Genomic DNA, 13,010 nt, shown 5'->3' on the forward strand with positions numbered 1-13,010 from the left:
TACCGGTCTCCAACCCTGAAGAAATACGAGGCGATAGGCTGATGACATCCGCGTCGTCGCATTATTGAATCGTCCCGGCCATTTGAAAAATAGGCAAGTACATGATGATGACAATTCCGCCGACGAGCAACCCCATGACCAGCAGCAAGACCGGCTCAATCCAGGTGGTCAGCTGACTGAGCCGTACATCGAGATCGCCTTCATAAAATTCAGCGACATCCCTGAGCATCGGCTCAAGCGAGCCGGTTTCCTCCCCGACCGACAGCATTTCGATTGCCAGCTTGGGCAGGATTTTGGGCCGCTCAATAGCGGCCGCAAGCGTACTGCCTTCGCGAATTTCGTTGACCGCGGACACCAGCCCTCGTGACACAAAGCGGTTCGATACAGCGCCCCGCGCAATCTCCAGCGCCTCCACGATCGGGGTGCCTCCCGCTAATACCGTGGCGAGCGTACGCGTCAATTGGATTGTATGATGCTCCACAAGAATGATCCCGAGTAACGGCAACCGCAACAGGTTCCGGTCTACGGACAAGCGTCCGGCCGATGTTTGGTACCATGCGCGGCCCATCACCAGCGCCACGATGACGATGATGGCCACGGGAATCAATTGCGCCTCCCCCATATGAATCACGGAGATGAGCAACCGCGTGGGCGTCGGCAGATTCGCGGATGATTCGCCGTAGACAGAGATGAACGTCGGCATGACATAACTCAGTAGAAATCCGACCACCGCCACGCCGACCACCACGAGAAAACCCGGATACGCCAATGCCTTCGTCACCTTTTGGCGAAGGCTGATCATGAGTTTCAAATAGGCAATGTACCGCTGCAGCACCTCCGCCAAGTTTCCTGACTGTTCACCGGCGCGGATGGTGGCCAGGTAGAGATCTGAAAAATAGGTCGCATGCTTCCCCAAGGCCTCAGATGCCGAGGCCCCGCCACGAATATCCTGCCGGACGGCCTTGAGCGCTTCTCGAAAAGGCGCACGCTGGGTGCGATCAATGAGGAGATCCCACACCCGCAACACCGGCAGCCCCGCCTTGATCAAGGCCAGTAGCTCTTGATTGAACACGAGAAAGTCTTGAAGGGGAAGCTTTCCCCAACGGCCGGCGGACAGGCCCGGCACACCGAAGCCCGCTCCGCTTCGGGAAAGACGAAATACCAGCAGACCGTCTGCCTCGAGCTTGGCCCTGGCCACATGCTCGTCATCGCCTTCGATGTGGCCCTCGAAGGTCGTTCCATCCGCGCGAGCCGCTCTATAGGAGAAGACAGCCATGAGTTCATTCGGCCCGGCACATCACGCGATGATCCTCAGCCTTTATTGAATCAGCGTGCCGAGAGTAGGCGTCGGCACAGCCGCCTGCTGCAGACCCTGCTCCGGCAAACGGAGCGTTCGTCCGGCCACGATAAGGTTACCTGACAAGCCGTTGAGGGCGCGGATGGCCTCTAACTCAACCTTGTGCCGGCGCGCAAGCCGCCACAACGTATCCCCGCCTTGCACCACGATCGTTCGCCCCAACGGCTTTCCTTTGGGAAGTGGGGAGCCAGGGAGTGCTGCCGCCGGTGCGACAAGTACGTCGGATGCGGCCTCGCGATTGCGCGGCAGGGGTTGCGGAGTCGCTTCTTCTTGCACCGGGGATCCCTCGCTCATGTGCTCCTGCGTGTCGACGGACGTCGGAGTTGTGATATCCCGACCAGCCATCAGGCTCTTGCTGCGCGAAGGCGCTGTCCCAGATGATGCCCTGCCCTGCCCGCTGAACGGCTGAACCGCCTGAGCTACCCGTTCCCGTTCTTCGCGGGCTGAGGTGAGCTCCTCACGCTGCAACTCGATGATCTGACGGGCCTCCGTTAATCGCCGCTCGGTTTCTCGCAGCATGCCCTGAAGTTGTGCCCGCGCCACTTGCGCGTCGGCAAGTTCTTTTCTTTGCTCATCCAGTTCCGTACGCAACTCCGCTGCCGTGCGCTGCGCCTCGCGGACCGCCACCTTGAGGGAGTCTGCCGCCACCTGCAGGTCGGTGGGAGCCGGTTCGTGATTGGGCGTGACCCTCGCACAACCTCCCCAGGACTCACACAGCAGCAATGCGGCCAACCAGCACCCGAATCGTAACCCGACGCCCATCCGTCGCGCAGGAACCTGTGGCTGTATCATGATGTTCATCGCCTTACCATTGGTTGTAGGGTACCCCGTTGCTACCGACCAGTTCGGACCCTGAAAACACATCGACCATCCCGCCCTCGGCTTCATCGACCATCTCTTGCCACGATGTGGTGGCGCCGGTCAACGGATCGGTCGGGACCCTCCGGAGATAGCCGGCTGATACTAAGGCTTGAATACTTTCCGGATACTTCCCCTTGTCGGCGCGGTGCTGATCGATCACATCGCGTAACGAAAACAAATCCTGACGCAAGGCCCCTTCCTTCGCTTTGATGATTGCCGCGTGGTAGGAGGGCACCGCCAATGTGGCAAGAATCCCCACAATCGTCACCACAATCATCAACTCGATAATCGTAAAACCCTGCGAGGACGACAAGGCCCCTGCACATTTACCACTCTCGGTATTTCGAGCCATCCAACGCCAATTCTTGACTCTGCGTCGTAACATCGTAAATGTCTTCTCCACACCAGTCTTTCACACTGGCAGGATCCCGGTAGCAACGCAGGCGCCAATCGGCTGCTCCGGTCATCGGATCCACGGGGACTGAACGCAGGTAGCGCCGAATCGTCGTCCCCCGCACCGTCGCTTGCTCGCCTGTGAGTTTGACGCCCAGTAAGGCATCGAGCGACTTCGGATAGCCGTACGGGCCGGTGACGTCTTTGCAACTCAACCGGTTCTTGACGCAGGCCGGACCGATCAGCGTGTCGCCGTCACGCGCCCATTCCAGATGAAACGCGTCGATTGCCGCCCGAATCACCCTGAGATTCTGCCGTAGCTCGATCTCCTTCGTCCGCTTGGTGGAAACCTTGGTAAACGGCAGCGCAACTGCAGCAAGGATGGAGAGAATCGTCAGGGTCACGAGCAACTCAAGCAGCGTCACGCCGGACTGTTTCACCGCACTCTCACCACTCCTGAGGCTTCGCCGGCTCCCTCCGGCACGTTTTGGCCGGGATGTTTGGCCATCTGCAGCCGCACCGGCGAGACCCCCGGGGACTTGGCGAGGAAGGTCAATCGTAACAGGCGGCCTTCTTCTTTGGTGGCAGTCGCCGATCGGTGCAGCCGCAGTTCGACAATGCCTTCTGTTACAGACGATGTTGCGGCCACCGGAGCTTTGCCGGCCTCGGTGCCTAAGACTTCACCAAGCGTCGCATCTCGAAACTCGAGAATCTTCGGGTCAAACTCCAATGTGAACGTTTCCGTGTCGAACCCGTGGGCCTGAGTGGCCACCACATCCACACGAATCTCTTTCTCCATCTGAACCGTGGCGTCCGGAGGTTGAATGGACAACTGAAGCCGGGGCGAAGCGACGTCTGAACTCGTCGCGCTCGTGTGTGATGTCTTCGACCCGCTTTTCTCAATGGCCGTTCCGGGAACCGTCGGGACTGCGACCCGGGTCGAGATCGGCTTTGGTTGCATGGCAAATAATGGTGACGTGGAATACACGGATTCGGTTCCTGACCAAAACGCCTGCCCCTGCGGCCCTGGAATGCGCAGTGAATTGACGATGTGCGGAGTAATCGTCAGGATCACCTCCGTCGTCACCCGTTGGGTCTTGAAGGAACTCAGAAGATTTCCAAGAAATGGGATGTCGCCGATCCATGGAATGGTCACCCTGGTGCGACGATCCTCTTCTTGCAGCAAGCCGCCCAGGATGATGGTTTCGCCATCGCGCACGTTCAACATGGTCTCCGCTGAGCGATTGCCGAATTTGAACTGCGTGATCGGCGGAGATTGCTGCAGCAGGACAGTATCTCCCAGGCGAATCACCTCGATCTTCATCTTTAAGGAAAGCTCGTTCGCGAGGTGAATGTTCGGCTCCACCGTCAGCTTCACACCGGTATCCCGGAATTCTATCGACGTCACCGTCGAGGTGGTTGGCACCGCGCCGGTCGCGGCCTGCCCAGGCAGCACATTCGTGGTCGACAACAGAATCGGCTGTTTATCGCCGATGTTGACTTCTGCCTTCTTATTATTCAGCACTCGCACTTTCGGCGCGGCGAGTGTTTTGGCATCTGTGATCTGCTTAAAGAAATCCAATTGCACATTCGTGGGGACCTTGAACAGGTAACTGTCCTGACCTAAGCTGGCCAAATTGCGGTAGGTAAACTGCTGTGCAAGGTCGCCGGCGATCGCCCCTGTAAATCCGGGAGGAACGAGCGCAGCCCCAATTTGCTTGGGGTACGAAAGCCCGTACTGCTGATCGACCGTCCGGTTCACCTCCAGCACTTCCACATCAAACAGGACTTCTGAATCTTCGCGATCGTTGGCCTGAATGATTTTTTCGGCCAACTCCACTTTTTCCGGTTGATCGCGAACGACGATCGTATTGAGCGCCTCATTGCCATGGATATGCTTCACATCCAGCATGGATTTCAGGAGCGCCACCATATCTTTCGCCTTCGCGGACGACAGATAGAATGTCCGGATCATGAGATCCTGATACTGTTCCTGCTTCTGCTTGGTGTTGGGACTGATGATGAAGAGCGTCGGGCCCGCCTTCTGCGCGAACAGGCTGTTACTGTTCAAGACCAGCGACAACGCCTCGTCGAAGGGTTTTTCTTCCAGCGATACGGTGATGGGATCGTTTCGCACATCCTTATCGAACACGAAATTGACGTGAGCCGCCTTCCCCAGCGCCTCTACCACTTCCTTCAGCCCGGCATTGCGAAACTGCAGCGTCACCGGCTGTTTTTGGCGATCATCCCGGTCGGCGGCATGCTGTTCAGCGGACAGACGGGCGACTCCTTCGAGTGCATCCTTATAGGTGGGATCCAACTCCACGGCCCGCATATACCCCGTCATGGCCTCGGTCACACGTCCCAGCTGCGCCAGTCGTTCCGCTTCTCGATACCGGTCGCGCGATTCTTTGAATCGCAATGCCTCGGTCAAGCCAGCTTCGTGCTCCTTGCTCGTCGGCTCAATCGTCAAGGCGCGCTTGAACTCCTCGGCCGCCTGATCAAACTGACGATCCTTCAGCAATTGGCGGCCGCGTTCATCATGCGCCGCGGCGGCACGTTCTCTCGCGATGCGATACTTGTTCTGAAGCGACGGCTCGAACGGATCATCCTTGAGCGCCTGCCGGAACGCGACACTGGCCTCCTCCCAATTTCCTGCCGCGAGATGTTGATCCCCGCGTTTGACGTCGGGAGAAGTGAATGTGCCGCAGGCCGCGAGCGCCAGACACCATGCCCAACCGGCAACGGCCATAGCCAGCCGGCGAAGCCACTTACAGTCGATGTCGACGCGTGTAGAACGGAAGGGTGACTGCATACATCTGATCAACAAGGTTACAACCTCTTTGGTATACCAAACTGATACACACGCGACAATCAGTTTCTCGCTTTGGACGGTGCCGCCATAAATCCTCGTCTCATACCTGTTTCGGCAGGTATGAGACGAGGATTTAGCTGTTGGGAGATTTGACCGGCAGAAAAGCTGGGAGACCGGCTACAGATATTCGGCAAGAAGTGTGGAGCAGCCCTCCGGCCGGTTGGGAACAGCCTACAGTCGCCAATATTTCACGGACCCAGGCAAGGCATCCGGACTCAGGACGCTCTTGACGTCAACCACGACATTGTTGCGTTGCTTCCGCAACGGCTTGAGCAGCTCCGGCACGCTCATGCTTAAATATTCGCGATGGGCAACCGCCAGAACAATGCAGTCGAGTTGCTTCAACTGGTCCCAGGAGGAGAGGCGAAGCCCATACTCTCCAACCGCCTCCTCAGGCTCTGCGAGCGGATCGTGCACGGCAACTTGAATCCCATACTCCTTCAACTCATTGATGATATCAGGGACTCGGCTGTTGCGAAGATCCGGAACATTTTCCTTGAACGTCAGTCCGAGCACGCCGACCCGTAAATCACTGACCGGTCGTTCGACCTGGCTCAAGAGCTTCATGGTTTGTTCGGCTACATACTTCCCCATGCTGTTGTTGATACGCCGACCCGCCAGGATGACTTGGGGGTGATACCCTACTGATTCTGCTTTCGCGGTCAGATAATAGGGGTCTACACCTATACAATGTCCCCCGACCAGACCGGGACTGAACCTCAAAAAATTCCATTTCGTTCCGGCCGCCGCCAGCACATCTCTCGTATCAATGCTTAAGCGGTGAAAAATCAATGCCAGTTCGTTCATGAGGGCAATATTCAAATCTCGTTGCGTGTTTTCAATCACCTTCGCCGCTTCCGCCACTTTGATGCTGGAGGCCCGGTGAATACCGGCCTTGACCACCAGGCCGTACGTCTGCGCGACGATTTCCAAAGACTCCTCGTCCTGCGCAGAGACGACCTTGATAATGCGCTCCAGCGTATGTTCTTTGTCACCGGGATTGATGCGCTCCGGTGAATACCCAATCTTAAAGTCGATGCCGCTCTTCATGCCGGAAGCTTTCTCGAGGATCGGCAGACAATCTTCCTCAGTCGCGCCGGGATACACCGTGGATTCATAGACGACGATGGCCCCAGGAGAAAGATTCGCACCGATCAGTTCAGAAGCTTTCTTCAGCGCAGTCAGATCTGGCTGCAGCGCATCATTGATCGGAGTCGGCACTGCGACGATAATAAAATCAGCCGTCTTCAGGTCGCTCGGCTCGCACGTATAGCGAACCCGGCTGGATTTCAAGTCCTGCGGCGAGACCTCCCCCGTCCGATCCACCCCTTTGCGCAATTCATCGATCTTCGCCTTATTGATGTCGAACCCAATCACCGATGCAGACTTACCGAATGCCACCGCAATCGGCAATCCGACATATCCCAATCCCACTACCGCAATCTGCCGCTGCATCTTCTTGGCCATGTCACTCCCCTCGTCAGTCGCCGCGCCACTCGGTCAATGTTGAAAAAAGAATGGCAGAATATCGCCAATCCGTCAACGATTTCCCATGAGCATCTTTCTCTGATTTCTCCCGGTCCACTCGCGCAATACCGTCGCGATACCTTCTCATGCCAAGGAAAGAGGCCGGCACTCACATCAAAATAATCTCTTCTGATATAAACCCGCCGAGACAGTTTGGCGCCCCATGTTGCGCGTCAATAAAAGTGCGTACTCATGCTTCCTGACTCTGCCATGCGGCACATGGAACGATTTTGGCCGCCAATGACCTCTCGCGCACACACTAGGGCGGTGGTCGCTCGAAGCCTCGAATCGGATTGACTCAGGTGAGCCACCGAAGAATCATGAAACCATTTGCAAGCTTATGGACGCTATTGTATGGTAGGAGCGTTTGGGCTTCTGCAGGCATTGATCTTGCTCACCGTGACCAACGATCAGGCATTTCTTCAGGAAGGGAATTGGTTCCGTAAGCTCATCTACTCCTGCCGGATTGCCGCTGTAGTTCCGACAGACTGATTTGCATGACCACATTAGCGACCACCACCATTCTCACTGCGAAGAAGAGGACAATCATGGACGGCAACGCAACACTTCACGCCTCCAAGAGGTTGGCTACTATTGTGGCCCTGCTGACCCTGACCTTCGGGCTTTCCACAACACAGACTCAGGCAGCCGGGGTTTGGACGAATGAACCGTCGGGGGCCAGCGTCGTAATGGACTGCCCGTTTAATAGCGTGAGTGGTTGTGGAATTCTTGACGCTTACTCATCGTCCGAGATAGCTTCCGATTCATCTGCCCCCATTTCGCCTGGGAATGTTGTGAAATCTACCATCTATGCCGGTAATTCCTCAGGTGGTATGCAGCTCAATTACCAGATGCCACAAATTTATAGTGAGATGTATGTCGGCCTTATCTGGCGCACCAATCCAGAGTTTCAAGGACGCCCACAGGGGAACAAAACGTTCTTCATGCGCGGGCCTGGTAGTAATGGAGTTTTCCTCTTTAATAACGCAGTGCTGAACAACGGTTCGGGGGCAATGATCTTCGGACACAATACAGGCGGGATTAATAATAACCATGCGTGTGCTTTTGCCCTGGGCGAAGCTTGCTACCCCAACGTCGGATCCGGCACGCTCACGGTCGGAGTATGGACCAAGCTGGAAGCGTACATTAAGAAAAGTACGACCGCCACATCCCGCGATGGCATCGTTCGTTGGTGGGTCAATGGAGTTCCAGCCGGGAACTACACCAATTTGAATTATGCACCAGCTGGCCTAAATGAATGGGCTTGGTCCGAAACCTGGGATGGTTATCTTAACCCCCTGCCGACCGTTAATTGGAGCCACTTTGTCGATCACCTTCATATATCCGTAGGTGGCGGAGGAGCCTCGACCGATCAACCTCCTGGACCTCCTGCCAATCCGACAATTAGAAGCGTGACGACCCCATAATCAACACTTGCTATCCACGTGGACTGGACTCGCTCCGATAGCTAAAGGGACCGCAATCTGATAAACATCGATTGCGGTCCGCTACAGAGCAATCCATCTGATTGCAACCGATAACCACAAGCTTTCCGCATCACCTGCTCGTGCCTTGAAACCGACCACTTCTTCGATGCCCTCAACATTGACGCGGAGGAGACATCCGTTACCACACCAGACGTATAGGTTTTGCCGAGTATAACAGGTGATCCGCTATCAATTACTGGTCGGAAGCGAAAATTTCGTGTACAGTCTGCCCCTCTAAATGTATTCTACTTTTGCCCCCTTACGCTGTGCATGCCTACCATGGCAGGAGCATCGATCTTAGCTATGGTGATCCACCGGACGCACATAGCATGACCCTCGCAACACTCTGCATCGTTTCCCAACATTCACAACACACGTGGTCTCGAAGTGATGGGGGCGCTCTCTACTGTTTTTGCCTGAATTTCCTTGGTTTCATCCCATCCACAAACTCCGTTACCACATGAATTTCTCTCTGCTGCGCGTACTCGTGTTGGGACTTTTCTACCTGGTGCTTATCGAAAGCGCCTTGGAGATCCGCGCCCATTTCCGCGGATTTGATACGATTGCTTTCGGCACTTTCCAGCGACAGGATATATCCGACACCACTGCGTCTCCCTCTCCTCAAAATCCAAAGGCCACCCCTGCCTCAGACGCACCCGACAAAAAAAAGGGGGAAACCCGCTACTGGATCGCATCATCCTCGCATGCTGAGGATATCTATCTGAGCCGGGAACTGGTTTTTCCCTCACGACTGGAGACATTGCTCAAGACCACAGGACAACCGGTCACAGTCATCAATGCCAGCCATGCCGGGATGGATATAGAAGCCAATCGGACAGAATTAGCGACACGTGGTGTGCTTGCTCAACCGGATGTCGTAATCCTGTATCAAATGTCGACCCAAATCACCAAACTCTCTAAACAGCTGCTGTCGGGAAAGCACCCCAGCCCCCCCAAGGAACAAGTATCAAACAATCCACCATCGCCCCCCCAAGCGAGCCGTATCGCACAATGGTACGAAGCCACCTCCGTATACGCCCTCCTAAAAGGAAATGTCTCCAACAAGCTGACGGGACAGCGAGTCTTAGCTGATACCTTAGGGGACCGTGCAGACGAGGAGTTTGAACGACAGGTGAAAGAGTTTGTGAATACGGTGAGACAGGTGGGAGCGCAGCCTATTTTGTGCACATTCGCAACCAGTCACACCCGGAAAAGCCTGCCGAATGTTCCCCCTGAGGTTCCGGACCTGCTATTCCGGTACAACGTGTATCTGTCTCTTCCCGGCTGGTTCGATACGATCACACGCTTCAATCATATTTTGAAGCGTGTAGCAAATGAGGAGCATGTCCTCGTGGTTGACATCGATGCTTCGGTATCGGGTCATCCAGAATATTTTCGAGATTTTGTCCACTTCACTCCGGACGGACATCAGAAAGTTGCACAGACAATTTTTGCAGAACTTCACACCCAGACTCCCAAACAGCTTGCCGGCGGGATACTGAGCATCCACTAGAGAACGACCGTGAACTTTAATTCAATCGAGTTTGCAGCATTCTTTATCTGCGTGTTGATACTGTACACCCTCGTCTTTTACCGCGAGCGGTGGCGAGATGTGTTATTGCTGGCCGCCAGCTATTTCTTTTACATGAGCTGGAACTGGAAATATGCGGGCTTGCTTGCATTCTCAACCATCGTCGACTACTCAGTAGGCTTGGTGCTCGCGCGTGAGCAGCGTCCGCGCGCCAGGCTTGGCATTCTGATCGTAAGCCTGACTTCTAACTTAGGCCTGCTCGGGCTATTCAAATACTACAATTTTTTCATGGACGTCTCAGGGCCGGCGATGGCTCTCTTTGGGTGGGACATGTCTCTGTTTAGACATGAACTCCTATTGCCGGTCGGCATTTCCTTTTATACGTTTCAAACAATGAGTTACACCATCGACATCTATCGCGGAGAACACGTCCTCGAGCGAAGTTTTCTAAAGTTTGCCGTCTTCGTCGCCTTTTTCCCCCAACTCATTGCTGGCCCCATTGTGCGAGCGAAGCAATTTCTCCCACAGCTACACCATCTTCCCAACGTCACCACCCAGCGGTTCCACGACGGACTATTTCTCGTCTTCAAGGGCCTTTCAAAAAAGGTGCTGATTGCCGATCTCCTCGCCACCCTCGCGGTCGACAACATCTTCACTCACCCCCTCACGTTCTCATCCTGGGATCTATTGATCGGCCTCTATGCGTACACGTTCCAGATTTATTACGATTTTTCAGGCTACAGTGATATAGCGATTGGACTCGCCAAGATGCTCGGCTACGATCTACCCCAGAATTTTAACCGACCTTATTTGTCACAAAACGTTCGAGAGTTCTGGACTCGTTGGCATATCTCTCTTTCAACATGGTTGAGAGATTACCTCTATATCTCCCTCGGCGGAAATCGAGCGGCGCCCTGGCGAGTGAAAATGAACTTGATGATCACGATGTTTTTGGGGGGCTTGTGGCATGGTGCCGCACTTCATTTCATTTGTTGGGGCCTATACCATGGCTTCCTGCTTTCTATTGCCAGACAAGGAGCCAAGACCGGCAGCCCACAAACTGCTATACAAAGACTTTTACGGCAAATCGGGTGCTTCCATTTGATCGCCTTCGGTTGGCTGCTGTTTCGAGTCCAGGACTTCAACAATTTCCTGGATTTTATTGAGGGATGGAGCCGGCTCACAGTGGGCACAAGACTAAGCGGCGTATTTTACATTGTATTGGGACTGGGTATAGTTCTTCACCTCTTACCGACACCGAGCTTGGAGAGATTTGCACAGTGGTGGATCATGAGACCTGTGCCGGTTCAAGCTGTCACCTATGCCACCTTGCTGCTGATCTATGCGGGAATGACGCTCGAAGCGCCATCCTTTATCTATTTTCAATTTTAGCGGACATAGGTGATAGGTCGTTAATAGCGACCTCGTCGGGATTCTCTAGGGAAGATATGCGAAATCGATCCGGCAACAGGATGGTTTACCTGGATAGTTTTCGTGGTATGGCGATCGGTATGGTCGTCGCAACTCACGCCCTCGGATATTCCCAACTTACCCAAGAAAATGCTCAACTCCTTGGATTTCTCTCCCGCACTGTCGCTGTACCGGTGTTTTTTCTCGTCGATGGAATCCTATTCGCGTTAGGTCATCAATCCAGTGGCGCCCTCAACTACGGAACCTATGTTCGCAAAAGTGCACGACGGTTACTGTTGCCTTGGATGGTATTTACCCTTGCTTATTGCATTCTACGCATGGGCTTTGAATATATGGACAACAGTTCGACGCATATCGTGTACGGGCAGAATTGGCGTGACGTATTCTTAGCTGGCTACCTGTCTTCATTTTCATCCCAGATGTATTTTCTCTTATCTCTTTTTTTTATCCGTACTGCGTCAAAGATCACTTATCGAGTGACCCATGCCAGCCCGGTTCATCAGATCGCAATAGTCGTAGTCTATATAATTCTCTTTCACACTCTCCCGCTCCAATCCTGGTTCTTTCCCGGACTCGACCCCATCTATCACGCACTTTGGGGAATGCAGTTTTATCTCGCCGGAGTGGCGGTCGTTCCGTGGATACCAGTGCTAAAGGCACCAGCCTCATGGTTGTCGGCTGTCGCTATTGCCGTAGGGCTCTTGCTCGCATCGTTCTTTGACGGAATGGCTGTTTTCAGTCAATTTCTTCTCTTGTTCGGATCCTATCTTTTTTTCTTTTCACGGCCTGATCAATTCCAACTTCTCTCCAGTCTCGGACGGAGATCTATGGGAATTTATCTTGTACATATTCCTCTCGTCATGAAAATATTCTCCTTGATTCTCGTTCGTCTGCTTTCCCCGTCCACCCCCTTATTCTTTATCTTCCTGACAACGGCAACCTTGTCCGCTTCCGCTCTCTTCACGAGTCTTCTCTTTCAACACCCTTATGGCCGGATACTGTTCGGAGAATCCCTCCGGCCTTCTCCGCCACCCGTTCCTGCATCATAATGGACAATCTTCAGCATAATGCAGTTTCTTCAAGTGGGATTGACCTTACCCGAAAATCCAGCATTGGCTGGGCAGTCCAGCTGTGGGGTGATGGGTCCACACGATGGGGAGCATAACACTAGAGCCAGGGGGCTCAGAGCACAGGCTAAATCCAAGTCAAATAATCTAGCTTTGCGGAGGGACGGTCCATGAGGCTCGACGAACAATTGTGCGGAAAATCGGGAAACAGCGAACTGGGAAGCAGATCCCTGCAAACGAATATCATTTGGCACGACATCCGCAAAACCTATCCGGAATAAAGGTCTATAGTCTTATAGAGGTGGCCCCGGTTGGTTAGACAGAATGTTTTCTTTCTTAGGTGGAGCCTGGCGGTGTTCTACCTATGCAGCGGTGTGCTGTGTCGGTAGGTGGTCAAAGTACACTCCATCGGGTGTGTGGCCGTCAAGCGCCTGGTGCGGCCTGGTCTGGTTGTAGAACGTCAGATAGCGTGCTAATCCTT

At 54.3% G+C, this 13,010-nt stretch carries 10 protein-coding genes; 4 read left to right on the forward strand and 6 right to left on the reverse strand.

All coding sequences use genetic code 11. The features are described 5' to 3' along the window. Positions 1-61 precede the first annotated feature (61 nt). From GDA65_18240 to GDA65_18265, 6 genes are all read right to left on the reverse strand, one after another. On the reverse strand, positions 62-1,276 hold the full coding sequence (locus GDA65_18240) for a type II secretion system F family protein (protein MBA5864624.1): 1,215 nt from the start codon (positions 1,274-1,276) through the stop codon (positions 62-64). A 42-nt stretch (positions 1,277-1,318) separates the two neighbouring features. After that, positions 1,319-2,245 (reverse strand): LysM peptidoglycan-binding domain-containing protein, encoded by a 927-nt coding sequence (locus tag GDA65_18245; protein MBA5864625.1) that lies wholly within the window; start codon positions 2,243-2,245, stop codon positions 1,319-1,321. Next, positions 2,163-2,570 (reverse strand): prepilin-type N-terminal cleavage/methylation domain-containing protein, encoded by a 408-nt coding sequence (locus GDA65_18250; protein ID MBA5864626.1) that lies wholly within the window; start codon positions 2,568-2,570, stop codon positions 2,163-2,165. The genes GDA65_18245 and GDA65_18250 overlap by 83 nt, the downstream gene beginning before the upstream one ends. Beyond that, the gene (locus GDA65_18255) at positions 2,545-3,249 is read right to left on the reverse strand and encodes a prepilin-type N-terminal cleavage/methylation domain-containing protein (protein ID MBA5864627.1); all 705 of its coding nucleotides are present in this window, start codon (positions 3,247-3,249) and stop codon (positions 2,545-2,547) included. The genes GDA65_18250 and GDA65_18255 overlap by 26 nt, the downstream gene beginning before the upstream one ends. Beyond that, positions 3,048-5,426, reverse strand: a complete 2,379-nt coding sequence (locus GDA65_18260; protein MBA5864628.1) for a hypothetical protein — start codon at positions 5,424-5,426, stop codon at positions 3,048-3,050. Before GDA65_18260 ends, GDA65_18255 begins: the two co-directional genes overlap by 202 nt. Before the next feature lie 231 nt (positions 5,427-5,657). Beyond that, complete coding sequence (locus GDA65_18265) at positions 5,658-6,941, reverse strand: nucleotide sugar dehydrogenase (protein MBA5864629.1); 1,284 nt, start codon at positions 6,939-6,941, stop codon at positions 5,658-5,660. Positions 6,942-7,510: 569 nt separating this feature from the next. Here GDA65_18265 and GDA65_18270 point away from each other — a divergent pair. The 4 genes from GDA65_18270 (at position 7,511) to GDA65_18285 (ending at position 12,511) form a co-directional block, all read left to right on the forward strand. Beyond that, on the forward strand, positions 7,511-8,440 hold the full coding sequence (locus GDA65_18270) for a hypothetical protein (GenBank protein MBA5864630.1): 930 nt from the start codon (positions 7,511-7,513) through the stop codon (positions 8,438-8,440). A 520-nt stretch (positions 8,441-8,960) separates the two neighbouring features. Continuing rightward, complete coding sequence (locus GDA65_18275) at positions 8,961-10,013, forward strand: hypothetical protein (protein ID MBA5864631.1); 1,053 nt, start codon at positions 8,961-8,963, stop codon at positions 10,011-10,013. Positions 10,014-10,022: 9 nt separating this feature from the next. Then, the gene (locus tag GDA65_18280; GenBank protein MBA5864632.1) at positions 10,023-11,423 is read left to right on the forward strand and encodes an MBOAT family protein; all 1,401 of its coding nucleotides are present in this window, start codon (positions 10,023-10,025) and stop codon (positions 11,421-11,423) included. Further along, a complete protein-coding gene (locus GDA65_18285; GenBank protein MBA5864633.1) occupies positions 11,201-12,511 on the forward strand; it encodes an acyltransferase family protein in 1,311 nt (436 codons plus the stop codon). Before GDA65_18280 ends, GDA65_18285 begins: the two co-directional genes overlap by 223 nt. The last annotated feature ends 499 nt before the right edge of the window (positions 12,512-13,010 follow it).

Source organism: Nitrospira sp. CR1.1 (genome assembly GCA_014055465.1).
Taxonomy (GTDB): domain Bacteria; phylum Nitrospirota; class Nitrospiria; order Nitrospirales; family Nitrospiraceae; genus Nitrospira_A.